The 24,615-nt window shown below is 70.3% G+C and carries 21 protein-coding genes, 1 tRNA gene and 4 pseudogenes; 18 read left to right on the top strand and 8 right to left on the bottom strand.

Annotated features, from left to right (window positions below):
* From AB0K25_RS14745 to AB0K25_RS14735, 3 genes and pseudogenes are all read left to right on the top strand, one after another.
* A partial coding sequence (locus tag AB0K25_RS14745) for a hypothetical protein (RefSeq protein ID WP_363820542.1) occupies positions 1-638 on the top strand: 638 nt, incomplete at its 5' end.
* Between the two features lie 542 nt (positions 639-1,180).
* Positions 1,181-1,409, top strand: a pseudogene (locus tag AB0K25_RS14740) (DNA-binding response regulator); the annotation flags it as partial.
* A 59-nt stretch (positions 1,410-1,468) separates the two neighbouring features.
* A pseudogene (locus AB0K25_RS14735) lies at positions 1,469-1,606 on the top strand (universal stress protein); the annotation flags it as partial.
* 128 nt (positions 1,607-1,734) lie between these two features.
* On the opposite strand, the pseudogene AB0K25_RS14730 reads toward AB0K25_RS14735, so the two are convergent.
* Together AB0K25_RS14730 and AB0K25_RS14725 are read right to left on the bottom strand one after the other, a co-directional pair.
* Positions 1,735-2,109 (bottom strand): annotated as a pseudogene (locus tag AB0K25_RS14730) (DUF5994 family protein); the annotation flags it as partial.
* A gap of 3 nt (positions 2,110-2,112) precedes the next feature.
* Positions 2,113-2,415, bottom strand: a complete 303-nt coding sequence (locus AB0K25_RS14725; protein WP_357533256.1) for a LapA family protein — start codon at positions 2,413-2,415, stop codon at positions 2,113-2,115.
* A 540-nt stretch (positions 2,416-2,955) separates the two neighbouring features.
* Here AB0K25_RS14725 and AB0K25_RS14720 point away from each other — a divergent pair.
* The 11 genes and pseudogenes from AB0K25_RS14720 to AB0K25_RS14670 all read left to right on the top strand — a co-directional run bounded on the left by AB0K25_RS14720 (position 2,956) and on the right by AB0K25_RS14670 (position 12,471).
* Positions 2,956-3,732: a GAF and ANTAR domain-containing protein gene (locus tag AB0K25_RS14720; protein WP_363820730.1), complete on the top strand. Its 777-nt coding sequence runs from the start codon at positions 2,956-2,958 to the stop codon at positions 3,730-3,732.
* An 84-nt stretch (positions 3,733-3,816) separates the two neighbouring features.
* Positions 3,817-4,176 (top strand): annotated as a pseudogene (locus AB0K25_RS14715) (GAF domain-containing protein); the annotation flags it as partial.
* 103 nt (positions 4,177-4,279) lie between these two features.
* Complete coding sequence (locus AB0K25_RS14710) at positions 4,280-4,549, top strand: ANTAR domain-containing protein (protein WP_357533258.1); 270 nt, start codon at positions 4,280-4,282, stop codon at positions 4,547-4,549.
* A 95-nt stretch (positions 4,550-4,644) separates the two neighbouring features.
* On the top strand, positions 4,645-5,493 hold the full coding sequence (locus tag AB0K25_RS14705; protein ID WP_357533260.1) for a SigB/SigF/SigG family RNA polymerase sigma factor: 849 nt from the start codon (positions 4,645-4,647) through the stop codon (positions 5,491-5,493).
* Positions 5,494-5,916: 423 nt separating this feature from the next.
* On the top strand, positions 5,917-6,090 hold the full coding sequence (locus tag AB0K25_RS14700; protein WP_357533262.1) for a hypothetical protein: 174 nt from the start codon (positions 5,917-5,919) through the stop codon (positions 6,088-6,090).
* The gene (locus AB0K25_RS14695) at positions 6,087-7,088 is read left to right on the top strand and encodes a glycosyltransferase family 4 protein (protein WP_357533264.1); all 1,002 of its coding nucleotides are present in this window, start codon (positions 6,087-6,089) and stop codon (positions 7,086-7,088) included. Before AB0K25_RS14700 ends, AB0K25_RS14695 begins: the two co-directional genes overlap by 4 nt.
* Positions 7,089-7,220: 132 nt before the next feature.
* The gene (locus AB0K25_RS14690) at positions 7,221-8,357 is read left to right on the top strand and encodes a glycosyltransferase (RefSeq protein ID WP_357533266.1); all 1,137 of its coding nucleotides are present in this window, start codon (positions 7,221-7,223) and stop codon (positions 8,355-8,357) included.
* 14 nt (positions 8,358-8,371) lie between these two features.
* Entirely contained in the window at positions 8,372-9,406 is a 1,035-nt protein-coding gene (locus AB0K25_RS14685; RefSeq protein ID WP_357533358.1) for a glycosyltransferase, read from the top strand.
* Complete coding sequence (locus AB0K25_RS14680) at positions 9,397-10,899, top strand: glycoside hydrolase family 130 protein (RefSeq protein WP_357533268.1); 1,503 nt, start codon at positions 9,397-9,399, stop codon at positions 10,897-10,899. The genes AB0K25_RS14685 and AB0K25_RS14680 overlap by 10 nt, the downstream gene beginning before the upstream one ends.
* 59 nt (positions 10,900-10,958) lie before the next feature.
* Entirely contained in the window at positions 10,959-11,324 is a 366-nt protein-coding gene (locus AB0K25_RS14675; RefSeq protein WP_357533270.1) for a hypothetical protein, read from the top strand.
* A 193-nt stretch (positions 11,325-11,517) separates the two neighbouring features.
* On the top strand, positions 11,518-12,471 hold the full coding sequence (locus tag AB0K25_RS14670) for an acyl-CoA desaturase (protein ID WP_357533272.1): 954 nt from the start codon (positions 11,518-11,520) through the stop codon (positions 12,469-12,471).
* A gap of 214 nt (positions 12,472-12,685) precedes the next feature.
* On the opposite strand, the gene AB0K25_RS14665 is transcribed toward AB0K25_RS14670, so the two are convergent.
* Both AB0K25_RS14665 and AB0K25_RS14660 read right to left on the bottom strand, forming a co-directional pair.
* Positions 12,686-13,453 carry a GAF and ANTAR domain-containing protein gene (locus AB0K25_RS14665; protein ID WP_357533274.1) on the bottom strand — a complete coding sequence of 256 codons (768 nt, stop codon included), beginning with the start codon at positions 13,451-13,453 and terminating at the stop codon, positions 12,686-12,688.
* Positions 13,454-13,468: 15 nt separating this feature from the next.
* Positions 13,469-14,194 carry a GAF and ANTAR domain-containing protein gene (locus AB0K25_RS14660; protein WP_357533276.1) on the bottom strand — a complete coding sequence of 242 codons (726 nt, stop codon included), beginning with the start codon at positions 14,192-14,194 and terminating at the stop codon, positions 13,469-13,471.
* Positions 14,195-14,506: 312 nt separating this feature from the next.
* Here AB0K25_RS14660 and AB0K25_RS14655 point away from each other — a divergent pair, with 312 nt between their 5' ends.
* Positions 14,507-14,917, top strand: a complete 411-nt coding sequence (locus tag AB0K25_RS14655) for an STAS domain-containing protein (protein WP_357533278.1) — start codon at positions 14,507-14,509, stop codon at positions 14,915-14,917.
* Positions 14,918-15,676: 759 nt separating this feature from the next.
* Positions 15,677-15,752, top strand: a tRNA-Arg gene (locus AB0K25_RS14650).
* A 204-nt stretch (positions 15,753-15,956) separates the two neighbouring features.
* Here AB0K25_RS14650 and AB0K25_RS14645 read toward each other — a convergent pair.
* The 4 genes from AB0K25_RS14645 to amrS are packed head-to-tail and all read right to left on the bottom strand — an operon-like array spanning position 15,957 to position 20,931.
* On the bottom strand, positions 15,957-16,595 hold the full coding sequence (locus tag AB0K25_RS14645; RefSeq protein ID WP_219466668.1) for a LysE family transporter: 639 nt from the start codon (positions 16,593-16,595) through the stop codon (positions 15,957-15,959).
* 58 nt (positions 16,596-16,653) lie between these two features.
* The gene (locus tag AB0K25_RS14640) at positions 16,654-17,958 is read right to left on the bottom strand and encodes a coproporphyrinogen-III oxidase family protein (RefSeq protein ID WP_208565735.1); all 1,305 of its coding nucleotides are present in this window, start codon (positions 17,956-17,958) and stop codon (positions 16,654-16,656) included.
* A 20-nt stretch (positions 17,959-17,978) separates the two neighbouring features.
* Positions 17,979-19,484 (bottom strand): radical SAM protein, encoded by a 1,506-nt coding sequence (locus AB0K25_RS14635; protein ID WP_363820535.1) that lies wholly within the window; start codon positions 19,482-19,484, stop codon positions 17,979-17,981.
* On the bottom strand, positions 19,477-20,931 hold the full coding sequence (gene amrS / locus AB0K25_RS14630) for an AmmeMemoRadiSam system radical SAM enzyme (protein ID WP_219466679.1): 1,455 nt from the start codon (positions 20,929-20,931) through the stop codon (positions 19,477-19,479). The genes AB0K25_RS14635 and amrS overlap by 8 nt, the downstream gene beginning before the upstream one ends.
* A 567-nt stretch (positions 20,932-21,498) precedes the next feature.
* Here amrS and AB0K25_RS14625 point away from each other — a divergent pair.
* The gene (locus AB0K25_RS14625; RefSeq protein WP_208565738.1) at positions 21,499-22,746 is read left to right on the top strand and encodes a hypothetical protein; all 1,248 of its coding nucleotides are present in this window, start codon (positions 21,499-21,501) and stop codon (positions 22,744-22,746) included.
* Between the two features lie 112 nt (positions 22,747-22,858).
* Entirely contained in the window at positions 22,859-24,550 is a 1,692-nt protein-coding gene (locus AB0K25_RS14620) for a choice-of-anchor D domain-containing protein (protein ID WP_219466682.1), read from the top strand.
* Positions 24,551-24,615 lie beyond the last annotated feature (65 nt).

Raw genomic sequence — 24,615 nt, 5'->3', positions numbered from 1 at the left:
GGAGTTGCACGTTCTCGGTGAACGTCACCGCTACGACCAGCGGTACGAAGGTCAACACGAGCGGCCCGGTGGACTCGAACGAGAGCGGCCCCGGTGCTCCTGCCTCGGCAAGCATCACAGTCGGCGCTGTCGCAGCACCGACGCTCGCCAAGGCATTCCGGGACGACACCATCCCCCTGAACGGGACGACGTCCCTGCGCTTCACCCTCCGCAACCCCAACCCGGCGACGTCGCTGACCGGAGTCGGTTTCGTCGACAACCTGCCTTCGGGTCTGGTGGTCGCCAATCCCAACGCCGCGCAGACCAACTGCGCCTCCGGCACGGTCACCGCGACTTCCGGCGGCAGCAGCATCAGCCTGGCCGGAGCGACCCTGCCTGCCAACGAGAGTTGCACGGTGTCGGTGAACGTCACCGGCAAGACCGCGGGGAAGAAGGTCAACACGACGGCCGCTACCTCGATCGAAAGCGGTCCAGGCTCTCCTGCCTCGGCAAGCATCACGGTCCGTAAGGGCATGCTGCCCGTCACCGGCAGCCGGATCTCGACCTACGCCACGGTCGCACTGACCATGCTCGGCCTCGGTGGAATGCTCATCGTGATGAGCCACCGGCTGGTCCGGCGTAGGCGCCAAATCGCCTAGTGCCTCGTCCTGAGCGTTGATCGTGTAATCGGTCGGGGTTCTCAGGACCTGTCGGGGTATCGATGGCCGATGCGGCGCAGGGCGATCGTCGGCGATGTCCGCCCAGGGGCAACCGGCGCCGGACATGCCCCCTGTTGAGGTGACCAAAATGGAGTGGGGGCCGCACCGAGACGAATCGATGAGCAGACCCGCGATTGGGTCTGCGTCATTCACCCGGTGCGGCCTCCGTTCCCTCGGCCAGCCGTTCTCCTGCTGGTTACTGGCCAAGCTGCGTGACTACCTGATCGAGTCGGGCTCAGTCACGGCGATCAGAGTCGAAACGATCCGGCGGATCCTGCGCGAGCGAGGGGTGTCCTGGCAGGCCACGAAGATGTGGAAGACCAGCAACGGCCCCCCTGGCCACGCCTTGGCGGCCCGCAACCCGTCCGACTACGGCCACCCTGATCAACCTCGGCATGCTCCTGTTCATGGACGAGGAGGCAGGCGCGGTCGTGCCGATGCTGATGCTCGGAGCGTCGGGCTGGCGGCGGCGCTGCTGTGGGTTGCCGCCCACCTACACCGACGAGGGCCTGCAGGCCCGCCGCCAGCGAACCGGCCTCCCGTCCTCGTGCTGTCCCAGTACGTCGAGCAGCTCTACGCCCGCGAGTTGCTCGCCGGCGGGCAAGGCGCCATCGGCAACTGCTCTAGGACCGGGTCACCAACACCGAGCAGTTCATCGACACCGTGCGCCGGGTCGCCGCCGGCGGCACGGTCATGGACCCGCACGTCATCGTGACGTGGCCAGAGGAGGTGCGCCCGTCCAGTTCACCACCCACGTGGTACGAGGGCCTCCGGCTCAGGCGCTGCTGGACGCCGCGGACCGTGCGCAGTTGCTGGTGGTGGGCAGCCGGGGACACGGCGCCTTCGCCGGGATGCTGCTCGGCTCGGTCAGCCAGCACTGCGTACAGCACGCGTCGTGCCCGGTGCTGCCACCCTCGTTGTCCCACACTCCGTACGCGTCGGAGCCGGTCGTCGCCGCGGCCTGGGGCCCGACCGGTGCGCTGGCCAGGATGTCGGGCGCGCGCCTGAGGTTGGTCGGGTCGGCGGCGGCCGCCATCGCCCACTCGGCTGCCGCGCGTGGCATGCCGGGCGGCGCCACCAGCAAGTCGACCTGGACGTCGCGGCCAGTGGTGGCGACCAACAGGGCGGGGTCGAGGGTGTCGAACCAGCCGATCCGGACCACGTCCGGTCCGATGGTCAACCGGCGGATACGGCTTTCCCAGGTGCGGAGGTTGAGCATGAGATGCCGGATCCGACCATGGCGTTCGGACAGGGCGAGGACGAGACCGGGGAGTTCGGCGGCCGGGTCCCGGGACTGCGGCCACCACCCGCCGTCCAGGATCGCCCGATCCCGGACAGGGGCGAGGACGAGCCGGGGCGCGGACGGCGCCGACTCGGGGGGCGTGGGGGCTGGTCGCGTGGTGACGGACATGGCTCATCCGTCCTCCCGGGTCGGGCGGGGCGGCAGCGGGACGCGAGCGATGCCGGTCGTCGACGGAGGAGTCGGACCGGACCCGGCCGGGCCGTCGGGCCGCGTGCCGGCACGGCCGAGCATCCTCAACTGCACGATCCGGGCGGTGCCGGGCAGGGCGACGAGCAGGACCCCGAAGACCGCGGCCAGCAGCAGCGCCACCCCTATCGGCAAGGTGCCGTGAGCGCCGAGGAACGACACCTCGGCACGTTGCCCGTTCTGCAGTACGAAGACCAGGAGCAGCAGGAGCACGAACGCGAACACCACGGCAGCGACCCACAGGCCCCCGATCCGTGAGCGCTTCACCGACGGTCGCGGGGGTACCGCGCGGGAAGCATCGGTGCCGCCACGGGCGCCCGGCGAGAAGGATTGAACATGACTGTTCCGAGGTGCGGTCATCACGAACCGCCGCCTTCCGATGAAGATCTGGCGCGCCTGGACGCCGTGGTGCGCTGGCGCGTCTGGATGATGGCGGGCCTGCGACGGACTGTCGCGGTCCGACGTGCCGGTGCGAGGGGGGTGCCTGGCCAGGAATGCGACGGAGATCCGGCGACCTGACCGGTGCATGGGGTGCGGCGGGTGGCCGACACGGTGACCTCGATCGGTGGGGGTGCGTCCGCCAGCGGCGGACTGTCAGCCACCGGGGTCCCGAGCGACACCGTAAGCGTACGCTTCCGCGACCGGCTCGTCTGCCGCCGGAGCCGTCCGCAGGTCCGGTGGGTCGCCGGTCGCGCCGTGGCGTCATGCGGGAGTACGGTGTGACCGTCGCCCGGCACCGCGGCGCGGTATGGCAGCGCGTCCGTTCGACTGATCCGGGTCGGAGTCGGCAGTGGGCAAGGGCAATCCGGGGCGCGGCGATCCGCCGACCGTCGGCTGCGGCTGTGGGCTGTTCTCGTCGATGCCGCCCGGGGTGGCGCTGTCGCGGTCGATCATGTCTGCGCGGCGGCGGGCTCGGTCGCGGGCGTCGACTCCGCCGCCGTCGCGGTGATCCTCGATGCCACGCCGCGCAAGCTGGTGTACGCCACGGACCGGACCGCGTCGGAGCTGGAAGACCTGACCCTGACCCTCGGGGAGGGGCCATGCGTGGACGCGACCACCGGCGGACCTGTCCTGGTCACCGATCTGACCGTGCCGGAGTGCCGGAACCGGTGGCCGGTGTTCGCGCCCGCTGCGGTGCTCGCCGGGGCCGGCGCGGTTTTCGCGTTGCCACTACGGGTGGGCGGGATCCGCCTCGGTGTCCTGGACCTCTACCGGGCCCGCGCCGGTGACCTCGGGGCGGAGCAACTGGCCGACGCGCTGGTCCTGGCGGACACGGCATGCGCGGTGCTGCTGGACGACGCGACGCGTCACGGGGTGGACCGGGACGATCAGTGGCCCGAGGGGGCCGGCCTGCACCACCCCGAGGTGCACCAGGCGACGGGCATGATCACGGTTCAGCTGGGGCTGACCGCGGCGGTGGCGCTCATCTGGTTGCGCGCCTACGCGTACTCCCAGGACCGGTGCCTGCGGGACGTGGCAGCTGATGTCGTCGCCCGGCGCCTGCATCTCGGACCGGCCGGGACACCTGGTGACCGAGATGAGTGAACAAGGGAATCGGCGCCAGGACGGCGTCGCACGGACCATCCCGTCGGGTGACCGGTGGAACCATTGATTGACGAGGTGACTGACATGGCCGAGACCCCGCTGGCCGACGTTTTCGTGGAGATGGCCGACACTCTCGTCGACGACTTCGACGTGATCGAGTTCCTGCACGTGCTGACCGAGAGGTGTGTCGAGCTGCTGGGTGTGTCGGCGGCCGGGCTGCTCCTGACCGACCAACGGGACACGCTGCAGGTGGTCGCCGCCTCCTCCGAACGCACCCGACTGCTGGAGCTGTTCCAGCTCCAGACCGACCAGGGGCCCTGCCTCGACTCCTTCCGTTCCGGGCAACCGGTGTCGGTCGCCGACCTGACCCTGAAAACGGCCCGATGGCCGAGGTTCACCGCCGCCGCGGCCGAGATCGGCTTCGCCGCGGTGCACGCCCTGCCGATGCGCCTGCGCTCCGAGGTCATCGGCGCGCTGAACCTCTTCGACGTCCGGCCGCGGGGCCCTCGACGAGGACAAGCTCCGCATCGGTCAGGCGCTCGCCGACGTGGCCACCATCGGACTGCTGCAGCACCGCGCCATCCACCGGCGGGACATCCTCACCGAACAGCTGCAGACCGCCCTGAACAGCCGCGTCCTGATCGAACAGGCCAAGGGGGTTCTCGCCGAACGCCTACAGGTGGACGTGGGCCAAGCCTTCGCGATCCTGCGCGACGGTGCCCGCAGCCGCAACCGTCGACTGTCTGAACTGTCCCAGGCGATCGTCGACGGTTCCGAGCAGCTCGTGCCGGGGCCAGTCACCCACCGGTCCGGCTGACGACCGGGTTCGACACCCGAGTGCGCTTCCCAGAGCCTTCCGAGTGTCGGTCGGGGAGATGAAGGCGTACGGTTACGGTGTCGCCCGGGTCCCCGGTGGCCGCCAGTCTCGCCGCCACCAGCCCGTTAGGGGCGTTGGAACAAATGGTCACCTCCGCCGTGACACCCACAGCCGTTTCCTCCCCTCCGACGCTGAGCCCGGCTATCGGGGACAGCGAACAACTGTTGCGTCGACGCGCAGCCCTGAACGCCGACGATCCCGACCGTGCGCGACTGCGGAACCGGATCATCGAGGCGAACCTGCCGATGGCGGGTCGACTCGCCCGCCGGTACACCGGTCGCGGGGAGTCCTACGAGGACCTGGCTCAGGTCTGCGCGGTCGGCCTGATCAGAGCCGTCGACGGATACGACACCAACCGGGGCGTGCCGTTCGCCAGCTACGCCATTCCGACCATCCTCGGCAGCATCCGGCGCCACTTCCGCGACACGGCCTGGGCGATCCGGGTGCCGCGAGCAGCGCAGGAACTGAGCGCCCGGGTGCCCGAAGCCCGGGGCGAGCTCGGGCAGCAGCACGGTCGCGAACCGACTGACGGCGAGCTCGCCCACCATCTGGAGGTGACCGTCGCCCAACTCGCGGCCGCCGTCGCCACCTTCGACGTCTATCGCCTGCCGTCGCTGAACGAGCCACGACCCGGGGCCGACGGCATCGAGCGTCTCGCGCTCATCGGCGCCGCCGACCCGGCATACGCAGCCGTGGACGACCACCTCACCCTCCGACTGCTCCTCGCGGCGATTCCCGCCCGTGAACGTCGGATCCTGACCATGCGGTTCTACGGCGACCTGACCCAGGCGCAGATCGCCACCCGGGTCGGGCTGTCCCAGATGCACGTCTCCCGGCTGCTGAAGCGCTCGCTGGCCCAGCTGAGAGCCGGGACGCTCCGCTGACCGGTCGTCGGCCGGGACCGCTCAGGCGCCCGGGGCCGAGTTGTCGAGATCACCAGGAGAGACTGTCATGGCCGTTCGTCCGATCGCCGCTGGCGGGCCCTCGCCGCCAGCCAGCGAGAGATCCGGCCCCTCGACATTCGGGGTACGGGTACCGCGGGCCCTCGACGTCCGCGCGCTCCGCCTGCGGGTGTTCCTCCTGGTGACCGTCCTGCTTTTGCCGCTGGTGCTCATCACGACGTTTGCCGAAAGCTGACCGCTTCCCGGGGTCCTGGGGGATCGTGGTACTCCCGCACCATTCGCCGGTCACGACGACAGGTCGACCGCCCGCCGCGTCTCGGCACCCCGGTGACGGGATTCGACCAGGGCCTGCACACCACCACCCGTGACCATGACCGTCCGGAACGGCTTCTCGAGGGGCAGACGATGAAGATCGCCAGATACAGGATCGTTGCGGCGCTGCGCGAGCGCGGCCAGCAGACCAGGGCCGACTGGGTCGAGCGGGAACTACCGGAACGGGTGGACCCCGCCAAGCACGCGGGGCTGCTCGCCACCCTGCGCCTCGATCCGGCCGACCTCGCCGACGCGCCGTCCCCGTGAGGGTCGCCCTGCTCGGTCCGGTCGCCTGGCGGACTCCTCCCCACCACTACGGTCCCTGGGAACAGGTGACCGGACTGCTCGCCGAAGGACTTGTCACCCGTGGTGTGGACGTGACCCTCTTCGCGACGCTCGACTCGGTCACCTCCGCCGCACTCGACGGCGTCTGTCCCCGGGGATACGCCGACGATCCGGGCATGGACGGCCGGGTGTGGGAGGCGATGCACGTCTCCCACGCGATGTCCCGCTCCGGGCAGTTCGACCTGGTGCACAGCCACCTCGACTGGCTGCCGTTGGCCTTCGCCGAGCACTGCCGCGCTCCGCTGCTCACCACCGTGCACGGCTTCTCCGGCGCGGGCATCCTCCCCGCGTACGCCCGGGCCCGCTCGTCCTACGTGTCGATCTCCGACGCCGACCGGAGCCCGGACCTCGACTACGTCGCCACGGTGCACCACGGCGTCGACCTCACCGGGCTGCCGTTCACCCGCGACGCCGGCCCAGGACTGGCCGCCTTCGGCCGGATCCATCCCGACAAGGGCACCCACACCGCCATCGAGATCGCCCGTCGTGCCGGCCGGCCGCTGACCATCTGCGGCATCGTGCAGGACGAGCGGTACTTCGCCGAGCAGGTGGCCCCGCACATCGACGGCGACCAGGTCGTCTTCCTCGGCTCGGTCGGCCCTCGCCGCCGTGCCGAGGTGCTGGGCGAGAGCACCGCGCTGCTGCACCCGATCGCCTTCGACGAGCCGTTCGGGCTGTCAGTGGTGGAATCGATGGCCTGCGGCACGCCGGTCGTCGCCTGGTCGCGGGGGTCCATGCCGGAGGTCGTCGACGACGGGGTGACGGGGTTCCTCGTGCAGACCGTCGAGCAGGCCGTCGACGCCGTCACCCGGGCCGTCGGGCTGGACCGGGCCGCCTGCCGGTCCCGCGCCGGGCAGCGTTTCGGCGCGGACCGGATGGTCACCGACTACCTGGCGGTCTACGACCAGGTCATCCGCTGATCGCACCGCTGAATCCGACTCCCGCCCACGAACCCGTTCCGCCGGCCACACACGCTGGCCGGCGTGCGCCGACACCGCGTGAGGCCGTTCCCGCACTTTCGAGGCGGCCGACAACCGGAAGGCCCGACACCCATGCTCAGCTACGGATTCCTCAGCACCCACCCACCGACCCGGTGTGGACTGGCCACCTTCAACTCCGCCCTCGCCGCCCAATTGACCGCCGACGGTACGCGCGGCGGCATCGTCCGGGTCGCCGACCGCGGTGACGACCTGCGGGCCGGACCCGGGGTAGTGCACACCTGGTCGACCCGTACCCAGGCCGGCTGGCGGGACGCCGCGACGGCCCTGAACGCCTTCGACGTGGCCGTCGTCCAGCACGAGTACGGTATCTACCCCGGCGCCGACGGCGAGGACGTCCTGCCGCTGCTGCGCCGGCTCACCGTGCCGAGCATCGTCGTCCTGCACACCGTGCTCCGCCGGCCCTCGGCCCGGCAGAAGTCCCTGCTGGAGCAGATCGTCACCGCCGCCGGAGCGGTCGTCACGATGACCGACACGGCACGTGACCGGCTGCTCGTCGGCTACACCGTACGTCCGGGCAAGGTGACGGTCATCCCGCACGGCGCCGCTGAGCAGGTCGGCGTACCCGCCGACCGCCGTACCCGGCCCCACCTGCTGACCTGGGGACTTCTCGGTCCCGGCAAGGGCGTCGAGTGGTCCCTGCGGGCCCTCACGCGGTTGCAGGACCTCGACCCGACCCCCACCTACACCGTCGCCGGCCGGACCCACCCCAAGGTGGTCGAGCACCAGGGGGAGGCGTACCGGGCGGGGCTGCACCGGCTCGGCGCGCAGCTGGGCGTCGCGCACGCCGTGGACTACCAGAACGTCTACCACGACCAGGCCACCCTCGGCCGGCTGATCCGCTCCGCCGACGTGGTCGTCCTGCCCTACGACTCCCGCGAACAGGTCACCTCGGGGGTGCTCATCGAGGCGGTGGCCGCCGGGGTGCCCGTGGTGGCCACGGCCTTCCCGCACGCCGTCGAGCTGCTCACCGGTGGCCCCGGTCTGGTCGTACCCCATCAGGATCCGGCGGCGCTGGCCGACGCGATCCGGCGGATGCTGACCGAACCGGGCCTGGGCGCGCGGCTTGCCGGTCGCGTCCGGCCGCTGGCCGCGGACCTGCGCTGGCCCGCGGTGGCGGCCCGCTACGGCGCGCTCGCCGAGCGGCTCGTCGCCGCCCGCCGTCCCGCGGTCAGCGCGGCGTCGGCGTGACCGCGACCACCGGATTGTCCAGCACGCCGGGCAGCGACCGCCGACATCCGACGCCCCGGCCGAGCTTCGCGCACCTGAGCCGGTTGAGTGACGACACCGGCCTGTTCGAGCACGCCCGGCACGCGATCGTCCGCCGCGAGCACGGCTACTGCACCGACGACGTCGCCCGCGGCCTGGTCGTCACCAGCCGCGAGCCGGAGCCCACCGACGAGGTGCTCCGGCTCGCCGAGCGCTATCTCGCCTTCCTGACCCACGCCCAGGGCGTCGGCGGTGCCTTTCACAACCGGCTCGGCCACGACCGGCGCTGGGCCGACGAGCCCGGGCTCGGCGACTGGTGGGGTCGCGCGCTGTGGGGGCTCGGCACCGCCGCGGCCCGCAGTCCCGCGCCCTGGATCAGGGAGGAGGCGCTGGTCGCCTTCAGCCGGGGCGCCACCAGACGCGCCCCGACCCCGCACGCGATGGCCTTCGCCGGGCTCGGCGCGGCCGAGGTACTGCGCCGCCACCCGGGCCACGCCGATGCCGCCGCACTGCTGGGGGACGCGGCCAGCACGATCGGCGCCCCGGGATCCGATGCGCGCTGGCCCTGGCCACAGTCACGGCTGACCTATGCCAACGCGGCCCTCGCGGAGGTCGTCATCGCCGCCAGCCAGCTGCGCCACGACGGCCCACTCCTCGACGACGGCCTGCGGATGCTGACCTGGCTGCGCGACGTCCAACTCCGCGACGGGCACCTGTCGGTCGTACCCGACGGAGGTTGGGAACGCGGTGCGCCGCGGCCCCGCCACGACCAGCAGCCGATCGAGGTCGCCGCGTTCGCCGACGCCTGCGCCACCGCCGCCACGGTCACCGGCGACCCCGCCTGGGAGGCCGGGGTGCGGCAGGCTGTCGGATGGTTCCTCGGTGACAACGACGTCGGCACACGGATGTGGGACCCGGCGACCGGCGGCGGCTACGACGGGCTGACCACGCACGGACCCAACCTCAACCAGGGCGCCGAGTCGACCCTCGCGCTGATCTCCACCCTCCAGCACGCCCGGCGATGGTCGTGACCGGGACCCTCGCCGTCCGGCAGGACGTCGTCCTCACCCCGGATCCACGCCGGGTGATCATCAAGCTCTTCGTCCCGGGTGAGGACGCCGCCCTGGTACGCAGCCGCGCGGCGGCGCTCATCGCCCGCGTCGCGCACCTCGACGAGGAGGAGACCGGCCGGCTGCTGCGGGACACCTTCGACCGCTTCGGCGGTCGGCACCGCGACCTGGACGGCACGTTCCACCACCACTACGACCTCGTCCGGCACCGCGCCGCCCGGGCCTGGGACCTCTCGCCCGCCGTGCGTCTCCTGGTCGGCGCCTACTTCAGTCACGAGTACGCGGTCGAGGCCGCCGCGCTGTGCAACCCGTCGATGACGGTCCACCCCGACCAGAGCGGTCTGGACGCCGGGCAGCTGCGGGTCGCGATCAGCCTGCGCCAGATCGGCGAGGGCCACCGGTCGTCCATCGGGTTCGCCACCGCGGTCCTCGGCCCCGGGCGCCGGCTCGCCGTCGCCGACCGGTCCGGCCCACCGGTCGTCGGACAGCGGATGGCCGTACGACACCGCCGGGACCTTCTCGCCGCCGGCCTCACCGAGGAGGACTGCGACAACGAGGTCACCGCCACCGTGCTGGACGCCCTGCCCGATCGGTACGACGAGGCCACCTTCGAGCGGGTGCTCGGCGAGCTGCCACCCGATCTGCTCTCCCGCAGCACCGGACCGGACACCCTCGAACACGTACGCCGCACCAACGCCGCCAGTTACGCCACGACCTTCCCCGCCGACACCGCCCTGCACCAACGGGTGCTCTGGCCGGCCGTTCCGGCGGAGAGCAACGGCATGGAGGACGCCCGGTTCGTCAGGTTCACCGACGAGTCCGGACCCCTGTACCGGGCCACCTACACCGCCTACGACGGACGGCGCATCGCCACCCGCGCGCTGGCCAGCAGCGACCTGCGCCGCTTCGAGAGCACCCCGATGCGCGGGCCGGGTGTCCGCAACAAGGGCGTCGCGCTGTTCCCCCGTACCGTCGGCGGCCGGCACCTCGCCCTGTGCCGCGCCGACGGCGAGACCCTCGGCCTGACCTGCTTGGACGGTGAGAACCGGTGGCAGGAACCGGTGCCGCTGCACGCCCCGCGGGACGGCTGGGAACTGATCCAGGTCGGCAACTGCGGATCCCCCATCGAAACCGACGACGGCTGGCTGGTGCTCACCCACGGTGTCGGCCCGATGCGCCGGTACGCCATCGGCGCGCTCCTGCTGGACCTGCACCGACCGGAACGGGTCCTCGCACGGCTTCCCGGCGCGCTCCTGTCACCCGACGAGGCCGACCGGGACGGATACGTGCCCAACGTCGTCTACTCCTGCGGCGGGCTCGTCCACGCCGGCGATCTGTGGTTGCCGTACGGGGCCAGCGACGCCCGGATCGGTATCGCCACCGTGCCGGTGGCCGCGCTCATCGGGGCGATGGCACGATCGCCGCACCGCCCTGCCGCACCGGCGGCGGAGTAAGCTGGGGGCATTCGCCCCAGGCCCCGGCGACGTGCTGCGCGTCCATGCCGGGAGGATCCATGAGCATCATCGACCAGACCATCGGAGCGGCGCAGCCAGGGTCGCGGTGCCGTCGCGGCAGCGACTACGCCGAACTGTTGAGCCGGGTGCGGCAGGCGGGTCTGCTCGAGCGGTGCCCGACCTACTACCTGGTCATGAGTGCCGTCAACGCCGCACTGGTCACCGCGGCGAACGCAAGACCGACGCCGACGACAGCTACGTCTTCGCCCAGACCCTGCACATGCGCACCGATCTACCGACTCTCGCCGTGGCAGACGGAGGGCGCGCCTGTTCTGGCCGGGCCATTCGTGACCACCACGACCCCACCGCCACCTCGGAAGGATCACGGCCAAGTCGAGACGGGCGGTGTTTCGCCCGGTGGCTGAAGGGCATCTCTGTATCGGAGTCATCGACTCCAACATGCGCCGGCAACGCGGTGCCTTCTACCGCAACGCCAGCGGACGGCTGCCCAGACCTCGCGGCCTTCCCCTCGTCAGTCCTCCAGTTCGGGATCACACGCTGGAGCGCTCCGCAGCGGACGTACGTGATCACCGGACCGGTCTCGGAAGGTATGTGGTGATGAGCGTAGAACTGTCCACCGTCCGCGCGAGTGTGCCCCGTCCGGCGCCGAAGCCGCTGATCGAGGGCACCCAGTCGGCCGGCTCCCTCGTGATGTTGTGGGTGTTCCTGGTGCTGCCGGTCGCGGCGCTGATCGCGGCGGTGCCGCTGGCCTGGGGCCACGGTCTGTCCGGGCTGGACGCCTCGATGGCCGTCGCGGGCTACGTGATCGCGATGGCCGGCGCGACGGTCGGGTTCCACCGGCACCTGACCCACGGATCGTTCAAGGCCCGCCGGGGCCTGCGCATCGCGCTGGCGGTGGCCGGCAGTCTCGCCGTGCAGGGAAGCCCCACCAAGTGGGTGGCCGACCATCGCCGCCATCATGCGTTCACCGACCGGGAGGGCGATCCGCACTCGCCGTGGCGCTACGGCACCGGTGTCGCCGCGCTGGCCAAGGGGCTGCTCCACTCCCACCTGGGATGGTTGCTGAATCGGGAGATCACCAACAAGGCCCGCTTCGCCCCTGACCTGCTCGCCGACCGCGACATCCGGGTCGTGGACCGACTGTTCGGACCGATGGTGGCCGCGTCGCTGCTGCTCCCGGCGGTGATCGGCGGTCTCGTCAGTGGCTCGTGGGCCGGGGCGTTGACCGGGTTCTTCTGGGCCGGGCTGGTCCGCATGGCGGTGGTGCACCATGTCACCTGGTCGGTCAACTCGATCTGTCACGTCGTGGGTCAGCGGCCGTTCGCCAGCAAGGACAAGGCCACGAACTTCTGGCCGCTGGCGGTCCTGTCATTCGGGGAGAGCTGGCACAACTCCCACCACGCCGACCCCACCGGCGCCCGCCACGGTGTGCTGCGCGGGCAGATCGATCCCGCCGCCCGGCTGATCTGGCTCTTCGAGAAGCTCGGCTGGGCCCACGACGTCCGCTGGCCCGACGCGGCACGCCTCGCCGCCCGCCGCACCAACCCGTAACCGCCCGAGAGCGTCGCCAACCCGGCCCGAGAGACACCTCGTACCGAGATGCCGGCCGGCACCGATGGCAGCGGCGGTATCAGAGCCCGGCTGCCCCGCGTGAGCCACAGGTCGTACCGTTAGGTGCTGCGGCGCCTTGCACCGGATCGGCGCGCCTCTGCGCGAATGCCGTTGAGGCGGGACCGCGGATCGCCGCCGGCCGGACAGTCGTCCGCTACGCGTCGAGGATGTGGGCGAGCATCGCGGGATCGCTGAGGACGCCGTGGGCCACCTCGGTCAGTTTGCGGTGGTGACGCCGGGCGTAGCCGCGGATGGCGGCGAACGCCTCGTCGACATCAAGGCCGGTCGCCTGCGCGACCGCGCCCTTGGCCTGCTCGATGACGATGCGGCTGTTCAATGCGCCTTGCAGCTGTTCGGTCAGGAGTTCACCCCGTCGGATGGCGCGCTCCTGCAGCAGTCCGATCGCGGCGACGTCTGCCAGGGCCTGCATGACCGGCACATCGGTGCCCGCGAAGTCGCCGCCCTTGACGTCGCCGAAGACGTTCAAGGCCCCGATCACCTGCGTGCGCAGCCGCAAGGGGAACGCGTGCACCGACTGGAAACCCGCTGCGGTGGCCCGGGGCGCGAACCGGGGCCACCGGTCGCTCGCCTCGTCCAGATCGACGTTGATGACGGGCGCACCGGTCCGGAAGGCTTCCTGGCAGGGACCCTCGTGGGTCTGCAGCTGAAACAGTTCCACGAGTTTGACGTTCTCGTTCGAGCCGGCCATGAACTCGAGCCGGCCGTCCCGGCCGGCGAGGACGAGCCCCACCGCCGCCGCGCCGACCAGGCCGGCCGCCCGATCGGTGAGCATGTGCAGGAAGTCCATCAGGTCGAAATCGTCCACCAGGGTGTCAGCGACCTCGACGAAGATCGTCGCCATCCGTTCGGCTGAGACGATGGTCATGCGTGCCTCCCGGCGTGTCCAGCTGTGGGCGGTCATGGGGGATCCTCCGGGTTACGGCCCGTCGCGGTCGAGCCGCAGCCGGCGCGCGACGATGTCTCGGGCCACGTCGCTGAGGCGGCGGTTCTCCGCGTAGGCGTGGGCACGGATCCGCGCCATCGCCTGACCGAGGGGGATCTCGAGCTGCACCATGACCATGCCCTGAGCTTGGAACAACTCCGCACGGTACTCGGCCGCGTCGTCGTCCATGTCGGCGATGCCGCTGCTCTCCGCCTGTTCCTGCCGGTCGAGCAGGGCGGTCACCGTGAGGTCGGCGAAGGCGAGGGCGTCGGCGAACTCCGCAGCGGGCAACCGCCCCGCGCGGTCCCGGAACACATCCAGGACGCCGAGGCGGGTGGCGCCGATCTGTAGCGGGAACGCGAACACCGCGCGGAGACCGTCGGCGTGGGCGGCGGGAGCGTAGAACGGCCAGCGACCACCCTCCTTGACCATGAGGTCTCCGAGATCGGAGATCAGCACCGGACGGCGGCTGGTGTAGGCGTCCACGCAGGGCCCCTCACCGAACATGGACTGCAACTCCTCAAGGCGTTCGCTGGCCGGGTCGGACGCGGCGGTCACCGCCCGGATCCCGTCCTCCGTCATCACACTGATCCCGACCCCGGACGCCGACAGTTCCCGCGCGGCGACATCGCACACCCGCCGCAGCAGGTCGTCCCTGCCGTCGGGCCCGGGGGGCTGCCGCAGGATGAGGTTCCTGAGGTACGAGACGCGGTCATTCACGACTCGCACCGACGGCGCGGTTGGCCGGCCCGCCGAGGTTGGGCGGTGACAGTGGGCAGGAAGTCATGACATCTGGATCGAGCACAGCGGCACCTTCCCGGTGCGGTGCCGCCGGAGGACTGGGGCAGCAGAACGCGCGAAGTGTTTCGGCCAGCCTAGCCCCGAATCGACGCCAACGCATGGCGACCTTCGGACGCCCCGACCGTCCGAGCGTTCGCGCATCGGGTCATGCGGCGGTAGTGTCGAGCTGCGGCCCTTCGCGGTCGTTGCCCAAGCCCCCGGCATCAGGTGACTCATGCCGAGGTGAGGCTGATGGCTCAGGTGTCCGGTGACCATTTCGTCATCACCGTGCTGACCTCCCCGCGACCTCCTGCCGCCCTGGTGTGCTTGGCGGGTGAGATCGACATGGACGCCGACCCGGCATTGTCGGGCGTGGTCGACCGGCTCTCCGCCGTGGCCCCGTCCGAGGTCGTCGTGGATCTGGGCGACGTCACCTTCGCCTCTTCGACGCTGCTCAACTTCCTCGCCCGGGCGCACGTCGCCCTCACGGCCGACGCGGCCCTGGTCGTGTGCCGGCCCAGACGCCACACCCGGCGGCTGCTGGAGATGACGAACGTGGGGCAGCTGGTGAGGATGCGCGGCGACCTGCCGCCGTCCGGCTACTGGATGCCGCACGGCGCCGCACGACCGGAGGCACTGCCCGTCCTCGGCGGGGTCGACTGACCCCCTCTCCCGGCAATACCCGACACCGGCCGCGTTCCCTTCCCCGTCCCGCCGTGCAAGAGCAATGGGGCAACCCCGCAGTACATAGAGGATCTCGATGAAAGTGACACCTCCCCCCACCCCGGAATTCGGCACCACCTGGGTCGACACCGCGCGACGGCGGGCGCGAAGTCGTCTCGTCCCGGTGCGGCGGGGGTGGCAACCGCCGGCGTTCACCGGCGGCCCACCGATCGGCGGCACGACCGCGCCGGTCCCGGCCGAGGAGCGGACAGGCACCGTCGACGACGGGCTCCCCCGGGGGTACGCACGGCGGGCGCCTGGGCGTGGCGGATCATCTTGTTCGTCGCGGCGGCGTACCTGCTCGTGCGGGTCGTCGAGCTGCTGCGAGAGTGGTTTCTCGGCGGCGTCGGTCGTCGACTCACGCTTGGCGGTTCGGCGATGGCTGCAGACATAGGGCGACCCGAGCGACTCCGGGGATGAGCGCTCCGTGCTCCTATGACGGCGACGCCGAAGGTGGATAGCCTGAGGGATGTCGTTGATCTTCGATCATGTGCGCGACGTGTGCTCGCCAGCGGATGCCAACCCGGGTCATCCGGTGCCGACGCGGGTCACCGCAGCCGCTCGTGGTCGCAAACGGGGGTTCGTGTGCTCGAGCTGTGGTCCTGGGCTGGGCGAACGGCGGTCCGGGTGCTGCGGGCGAACGTGGGCCACTCCCTGCCACCCCAGGTGAACCCGCCGGTCGCTAGACTAGGCGCTCGCGCCCTCGTAGCTCAGGGGATAGAGCATCGGTTTCCTAAACCGTGTGTCGCAGGTTCGAATCCTGCCGGGGGCACCAGTTGAGGTCCAGCGGGCAAAGTGCCGATCGTCGATGAACTTCGACCGGCTGCGGGACCACCGCTGTCGGATCGCCGCCCACGGTGAACCTGCTGCCCGAACTCCGACGACGCCGTCAAAGCCGCGATGCGGGTCATGACGGCGTCGTCGACGGCGGTGGGGCGGTGTTGCAGGCCGTTGAGCGGTCCGTGTTGTCGCGGGCGGATCAGAGGTACGGGTCGCTCGCGGCGTAGATGCCCAGAACGATCATGAGGGTGCCGGACACTGCCGTGAGGACCTGCCCGGCCCTCGGCGTCATGAGCTTGCGGGAGACCGCCCCGACTCCCACCAGCAGCCCCTGCCAGCCCGCCGAGGCGGCGAAGATGCCGGCTACGAAGAGCACGCCGGCACCCCAGGACATCGTGCCACCGATGCCCACCGCCGCCGAGGCGAAGTAGCCGATGGTCAGTGGATTAGCGGCGGTGAGGCCCAGGAGGAGCAGGTAGGCGCGCAGCCCGGTGGTCGGCATGCCACGATCCGTCGGCCCACCAGGGGTCGTCGATCCTTTCATCCGACGCAGGGCGAGCAGTTCCCGCGCCCCCAGGAGCACCAGGACGGCACCGGCGATGATCCGCATCGGTGTCAGGAGCGACCCGACGGCGGCGGCGACGCCGCCGCCGACCGAGACCGCCAGTGCGGCGAAGACCAGGTCGGTCGTGGCGACGCCCAGCGCCGCCGCCAGGCCCACCCGTAGGCCCCGCGCCTGACCGGTGCGGATGACCAGCAGCCCGATGGCGCCCAGTGGCACCGCTACTGCCAGCCCGGCCAACAGCCCGGCCAGCAGGTATCCCATCATGACAGACATCGCAGCGTCCCCCGTCAGTGCGCGCGTTACGACACTGCGGGACACTACCAGGTATGGGCTATTCCATAAGCTCAGATATCCCGAATCTGACCTCGTCGCCGTCCGCCGGGCTCAGGTCCTCCCGGGTGTAGAACATCTCATAGACGTTGGTCGAATACAGTTGACCTGCCCTGGTCAGCTCGTATCGGTCGCCCTCCAGGCGTAGCCAGTCCTTGTCCACCAGTTCCTGGAGCTCGCTGCCGAAAACCGACTCCATCGGTACGCCGAAGCGCTGTAGGAACTCTGTCTGAGATACCTCACACATCTTCAGGCCACGGATCATGACCCGCCGCATCTCCTGCTCCTTGGTGAGCACCGTGGCGAAGTCAATGGGAATCCTGCCCTCGTCCACCATCTCGTAGTACCGCTTGAGGGGCTGGACGTTGACGTAGAGGCGGTCATGGATCACGCTCTTTGACGACACCCCGAAACCGATCATCGGCCAGGTGCGCCAGTAGTATTCCAGGAAGCGGGACAGATCGGGACACCGGTCCGGGTGGAAGTACCCGGTGGAGCTGCGCCGACGGAATCCGGCGGCCTCCAACGCGTCGATGGCGTACTCGTACATCATGGCTTCCTCGGCCGGCGACGGCAGCTGCATCTTGCCCGAGCCGATCAGGGTGTGGAAGGCCGTCTTGGGCCAGATCTCCAGGCCGTACGCCGTGATGCAGGCCGGTTCCAGCTCGATGGCCCGGTCCACGCTGCGCTTCCAGTCGTCGAGGGACTGGTCCGGCAACGGGAAGATCAGGTCGATGTTGGTGTGCCGGAACCCACCGTCGACCACCATGCGGTACGCGTTCTCGGCGGTCGCCACGTCGTGCGAGCGGTTGCAGATCTCCAGGAGCCGGTCGTCGAACGCCTGCACCCCCACGTTCACCCGGTTGAATCCGCCGGCCACCAGTGTCTCGACCTTGTGCGGGTCGACGGTCGACGGGTCGAATTCCAGGGCGATCTCACAGCCGTCGTTGAATTCGAACGTTTCCCGGCACGCGTCGAGCAGGCGGACCAGTTGCTCACCGGTCAGGATTCCGGGCGTCCCACCGCCGAAGTAAACGGCGTCGATCGAGAATCCGGGAAAGGTGCGGTTGGTGGCGAAGTTGCGGATTTCCTTCTCCAGCGCGTCGACATACCGCGCGAAGTGTGACTCGTTCTTGTTGACATAGACGGTGTAGTCGCAGAACCCGCACTTCTTGATGCAGAACGGCACGTGCAGATAGAGCACCGCGCTCTGCCGCCGGAAGTAGTCGTCGTAGTCCACGTAGCGGTACTTGAAGGGGTAGGTGTGGATGTTGCGGCGGATGATCTGGCCCTCGGGCTGATACATCTGCGATTCCTCCGCTTCGCTCAGTGAATCGGCGTGAACGGTTGCGTGGCTACGTCGGGCAGCGCATTGCTGACCCGACCGTTCGGGACCACCGGCCGGCCGCACGACACGAAAAGGTCGTCGAAGACCTCGCGCCGCCGGTCCCGGTAGTCCGAGCCGGACCGGCCCACCAGCCGGACCATCTCCTCGGCGAGCATCAGCTGGTACCGGCAGGACTCCTCGTTGAGCACGTTGAGGTCCCCGCTCGCGACGAAGTTCTCCTGGCGGCAGCCGCCACCACACAGGTAGCGCGCCCAGCACTGGCCGCAGACGGGGTGCTCGTCGACGGTGCGACGCCATTCCGGGTGCGGCACGGTGAGCCCGTCCTCGCCGGTCCCCACGTCGAACGCCTCGTCGCCGACGAGACGGTGGCAGGGACTGATGGTGCCGTCCGGCGAATGGGTGTAGTAGGTCCGCCCGCCGGAACAGAACGACAACGCGGTGAGACCCTCGATCATCATCTGGGCGGTGCGTTCGTACTCGAGCACCCCGGCGAAGCGGTTGTCGGGCGTGAAGAACGACGGGTAGGCGTACAGGAAGTCGCGGAACTGCTCGATCATGCCGGGCCGCAGGAAGTGGTTGACGTAGGTGACCTGGCGTGGACTGCTGAGCACCTTGTCGCCCAGGGTCAGGGTGAGGGCGACGCTGCGCCCCTGCTGGTCGACCGGATAGACGCCGGGGTAGATCTGGAAGAAGTCGAACAGGTTGAGTTCCCACAGCTCGCGCACGCTGTCGAGCAGGGTCGGCGTCTCCGTCGCGATGGTCATCCGGGCCACGAGGATGACGTTGTCGCCCGCTTCCCTGCGCAGCGTCCACAGATTGCGCATGATCCGGTCGTACGAGCCGCTGCCGTTCTTGGACGGACGGTTGCGGTCCTGCACCTCCCGGGGCCCGTCGAGGGAGACGGAGACGATGAACCGGTGCCGGCGGAACAGGTCGATGACGCCGGTGGGCATCAGCGTGAGGTTGGTGGAGATGCGGTGGACGAACGTCACCCCCCGTTCGTCGGCCACCCGCTCGGCCCGCTCGCAGATCTTGCTGATCAGGGCGAAGTTGGCCAGCGGCTCGCCGCCGAAGAACTCGAAGCGCACCCGCTGGCCGGGTGCCACGTTCTCGTCGATGAAGCGGAAGATCCACGCCACGGAGTGTTCGCCCATGGCTTCCTTCATCCGGCCGTAGTCGCCGCCCTCGGCGAAGCAGTACGTGCAGGCCAGGTTGCAGATGTTCGTCAGGTTCACGTTGACCGCGAAGTCCGCGCCGTCGGCCAGCGAGCTGGCGCGCAGCGTCTCGGCGTTGCTGTCGGCGTCCGGGGTCAGCGTGAAAGCCTCCCAGGCCGAGTGTTCCTCGGCACGCAGGTGCTCGATCCCCTGTTCCAGGCGCTCACCCACCTCCCGTGGCATTCGGGCGATGCGGTGGTTGCCGGTGACCAGCACCGCGGACTCCTGCTCGTCGAGGTGCACGACGAAGTAGTCGGTGCCGCTACGCACGGCGGGTCTCCTGGAGTCGGATCGCGGCCTCGGGGACGGCGTCGCTGGAGTGTTGGATCTCCAGGACCGTGCTGATGGGGAAGTGCGCCCGGTCGTACACCTCGTAGAGGTTGGCGTGGACGCCGGGGGGCAGCTGCACGCTGACGCCGCGGTCGTCCGAGGCGGACTTGCACGCGATGAAGCGGTACTGCGAACCGGGCAGGATGGGCACCCGCTTGACCTCGCGGCCGTGGGAGGCCCCGCCCAGCACGCGGACGGTCACCTCGTGCGCCGCGGACGCCTCACTGGACAACTCCACGTGTACGGCCTTGACGTCGCCGCGCCACTCGTGCTCGATGTGGTGCAGGTCGGCGGCGTCGACGTCGAGAATGTCGAGGGCGGTGTTGTCCGGTGCCGCCAGCAGCCGGAACGGCAGGGGGTTGGCGCACCCCTGGCAGTGGGCCTCCCCGGTGAGCCCGACGGGGGACGCGATCAGCCCGTACCGCTCGACCACCAGCAGACCGCAGTGCGGGCAGTAGGAGTTCGTCGCCTCGTTGTCGTAGACGTTGCCGAGGTAGCAGTAGCGGACCCCCTCCTCCAGCGCGATCTCCCGGGCCCGTTCCAGCCGCTCGACCGGGGTCCGGTCGACGTGGGTGTACTTGTAGTCGGGGTGGAAGCGGACGAAGTGCACGGGCACGTCGGGGCCGAGCCGGTCGAGCACCCAGCGGGACAGTTTCCGCGCGTCGCCCTCGGTGTCGTTGGCGTCGGTGACCAGCAGGCTGGAAACCTCGACGTGCTTGCCCCGGTCGAACACGTAGGCCGTGGCGTCCAGGACGGGCTGCAGCTGGCCCTTGGTCACCCGCTTGTAGAACGTGGGGTCCATCGACTTGAGCGAGATGCTGAAGATGTCGATGACCTCGCAGAGTTCCTTGGCCCCTTCGAGCGAGATGTAGAACGCCGACTTGAAAAGGTTGACCAGGCCGTGCTCGCGGGCGAGCCGGGCGGTGTCCAGGACGAATTCGTGCCAGACGACCGGGTCGTTGTAGGTCCAGGAGATGACCTGGATCCCTCTTTCGAGGGCGCTCTGCACGACCTGTTCCGGGGTGTAGTAATGCACCGACTGGTCCTCTACGAACCGCGCCTGCGAGGTCTGCCAGTTGTGGCAGTAGTCGCAGTTCATCATGCAGCCGATGTTTCCCATCGAAAGGATGCGGGCGCCGGGGGCGTAGTGGTAGACGGCCTCGGTTTCGATCGTCTCCTCGGTCATGGCGACCGACTTGCCGTAGTTGAGCGTCACCAGTTCACCGCCGCGGTTGGCGCGTACCCGGCAGAACCCGACCGCTCCTGGGCGGATGACGCAGTTTCGGGGGGAGAGGTGGCACTGGACCGTTCCGTCCGGGCGGGAACTGTAGAGAACGGCGGGATGGGTGTCCTGCTGCCAGCTCCATTGTTGCTGATCCTTTGGCACGGTGCGTCCTTCCGTGGCGGGATGGCGGGAATTCAGCGTGAACTGCGGTGAATGTGCGCAGGTGCCGAGGGCGCGGGCGGGGTGACCCGTGCCGGGAAGGTGTCAGGCTGTCGCGCGCCAAGATCTGTGATCATTGTATCGCTTACGGTGACGACCCCCGAACGAACGGTATGTCTTGACATGTGTTGGCGTCAATACTTTCGGCATAGGACGGTGACGTGAAGTGGTCTTGGCCGGAAGAGATGGGACGTGCCTGACGCGGAGCTGAAGATCAGTTATCCGTTGCGTCGGTGGAGTTGTTCTTGGGGCAACGGATAACTGATCTTCCGACTCTCGGCGTGGGACGGGTGACGACCGCCGCCGCCGTCGTCCACTTCGTGGCCGCGGTGCCGCGCGTCCGGGCGCCGCTGCTGCGTCCCGGCGGCGGCGTCGGGGTCATCCGTCGGCCCGCATGCCCGCAGGGGCAGGAGGAACTGCCCCTAAGGCGGCCGGCGGTCGCGTACCCCGCGGGCGGGTGCCCGGGGCAGGGTGGCCGGGTTGACTGTCGCCGACGTGAAAAGAGCGGTCATGACCTGGCGCGAGAACTACTGGGACGATGCCACGCAGAGCCCGGACTACTTCGAGTCCGTCGAGTTCGCCACCGTCCTCGACGGCGACTACGGCACCCGGATGTTCGGCCGGTGGATCGCGCAGATGCATCCGGACCGCCACGACCTGATCCGCAGCCTGGAGTACCTGCTGGTCACCTACCGGCACGGCGATGACGTGCAGGCGACGCTGGACACGTTCGAGCGCCAGCTACCCCGGCCGTGGGACGACTGGGCGATGACCACGGCACTGACGGAGACCGCCCGCCGCAACCCGGACGTGCCGGTCGAACTCCGCGACGACGACGACTTCGCCGCCCTGGCCGAGCAGTTGCGCGACGACGCTCAGCTCTTCGCGCTCTGGCGGGAGGAGGTGCAGCAGGCTGCCGTCATGGCGCTGTCCGTCCCGGAGGTGATGCCCGCCTTCGTCACCTCCTGCCAGACCCTCGCGGCGGAGGCACACGGCTATGGGGACAGGGGCAAGGAGGAGGAGAGCGAGCAGGAGAGCGAGGACGAGGAGGAGGCCAGCTACGACTACTCCGGGTACGACCGGGCGTTCGGGCACATCGCGTCCGACGACGACCTGGTGGTGGCCCCCGGCCCGGAGAAGTCGGTCCGGTTCGCGGAGCCGCTGGTGCAGGGGGAGGACGCGCCGCAGTGGCAGCACGGCGAGTTCAAGATCGGGGTGGCCTTCACCCTGAACCCGGAGGCCAACTCCAACCTGGCCGGCCTCTACTCCTGGGCGCAGACGCAGGCCCTCGTCGGCCTGTGGGGGGTGGACGTGGACGAACTCGCCACCATGATCGGCTCGGCGATGGAGCGGATGCCCCGGATGTACCGGGACGACCGGATGACCATCCACGTCTTCCCGCAGTACGTCTTCATCACGGTCACGATCGACTCGGCGCTGAACGCGCACAACACCGGGATCATCGCCACCCTCACCGACGAGGGGGCGTACGCGCACTACGTGCAGTTCAAGGACCTGGTGATGTTCTACACCGACGAGAGTGACATGGACACCCCGATCTACAACGTGCTCAAGACGTTCGGGGACCCGTGGGCCGGCGGCACGGCCGAGAGCTACGTGGTGCGCCACGGCCGGGGCCGCAAGGCGTACTTCACTGTCGACCCGGTGCGGACCAGCCACGAGCAGAGCGTGGCGGCGGTGGTCCGGCGCTGCTCCGGTGGGCTCGACGTCCGGGTGCTGTCGGCCCGGCCGCAGTAGGGTGACGACCGCCGGCGGTGGTGGGGTGGTGCCCGAAGGTGCAGGCGGGACTGCCCGGAGGGCTTCCCGTGGGGTTGCGGCCGACCCGGGCGGGCCGCGTTCACTGGCCCCCATGGCTGCATCAGCGTCCCGGTCCCTGCGCGCCACGTCGGCGCTCGCTGTGGTGGCACTCCTGGTGGCCGGGGCACCGCCGGCGGCGTACGCCGAGTTCTTCGCGGCACCGCGACCGGCCGGTGGCCCGGCGCTGCGGATCAGCGTGAGCGACGGCGCCGCCCCGCTGGTCGGCGAGCCGGCCGGGACGACCCTCGGGCTGACCCCCGGTGGCTCGGCGGTGGTCACCCGCACGGTGACCACCGCGACCATCCCGCCCCGCCCCGACGTGGTGCTGCTCGCCGACACGACCGGCAGCATGCAGGCGGCGCTGAACGACGTCCGGGTCAACGCGAAACGGATCATCGGCGACATCAGCGCCGTCCAACCCGACGCCCGCTTCGCGGTCGCCGAATTCCGGGACGAGGGCGACGAGTTCGTCTTCCGGCTCAACCGGGACCTGACCGCCGTGCCGTCCGAGGTGCAGGAGGCGGTGAACGTCTGGACCGCCGCCGGAGGCGGCGACGGCCCGGAGGCCGGCCTGAACGCCCTGTACGCCGTCGCCACCGGAGCGGTCGGCCTGCGGACCGAGAGCAGCCCGATCGTGGTGATCTTCGGGGACGCGCCGTCGCACGACCCGAGCGTCGGCCACGACCTCGCCGGGACGATCCAGGCGTTGACCACCCGGGGCGTGCGGGTGGTGGCCGTGGACGTCGGCAACCCGGGCAGCTACTCCCTCGACGAGTCCGGACAGTTCACCGAGATCACCCGGCAGACCGGGGGCGTGCTGCTCGACGCCGCCGGCCCGGCCGAGGTCTCCAACGCCATCCTGGCCGGCATCCGCGCCATCCAGGCCACCGTCAGCGCCCGGACCACCGACTGCGACCCGCAGCTCTCGGCCTCGGTCACCCCGGCCGAGCAGACCGTCGACAGTGGCGGCACCGTCGACCTCACCGTCTCCGTCGCGGTCGATGCCGCCGCCCGCAACGGGGAGTACGCCTGCCACCTGGAAGTCTCCGTGGACGGCATCGTGCAGGGCGAACCGGAACGCCTGGTGGTGAACGTCAGCGGGGCGGCACCGGACGTACCGGTGCTCCACTCCGACGCCGCCGCGCTCGACCTCGGGGAGGCCCCCCTCGGCGTGCCCTCGGCGACCCGGACGGTGACCCTCACCAACACCGGCGACTACCCGCTGACCGTGGCCGCCGCCCTCGCCGAACAGCCGCTCCCGGCGGTGTTCGCGGTCACCGCCTCGACCTGCGGCGGAACCCTGGCCGTCGCCCGGTCCTGCACGGTGGCCCTCACCGCCACCCCCCGGGCGATCGGGGCCGCGACGTCGGTGCTCAGCCTCGCCAGCGCCACCGACACCGGCGGGGTCGCCGCCCAGTCGCTGGCGCTGAGCGTCTCGGGTCGCAGCCCGACGTTGCAGTTCAACCCCGGCGTCGGCCGCCCCGGCCAGGTGGTCACCGCACTCGGCCAGGGCTTTCCGGCGGGGGCCGAGGTGCTGGTCACCTGGGTCGACGGCACGGGCGCGGTGCCGGTGGTCGCCGACGCGTCCGGCCGGTTCGCGGTGCCGATGGTGGTCTTCGAGGAGGGGATCGCCGGTCCCCGGGCCGCGCTCGCCTCGGTGCCGGCGGTCGGCCAGGTGACCAGCGGTACCTTCCTGGTGCAGTCGGCGACCGCCCAGCCGGGACCCTTCACCCGCCGTCGCTGACCGGCCCACCCGTCGGGGCGCACCGGCCCCGGGCCACGGCCGGGGCGCCCCGGGACCCGGGCCAC

The sequence above is a fragment of the Micromonospora sp. NPDC049257 genome (assembly GCF_040678915.1).
Classification (GTDB): domain Bacteria; phylum Actinomycetota; class Actinomycetes; order Mycobacteriales; family Micromonosporaceae; genus Micromonospora; species Micromonospora antibiotica.
The sequence above is the reverse complement of the archived record's forward strand: the minus strand, read 5'-3'. Positions and strand labels throughout refer to the sequence as shown.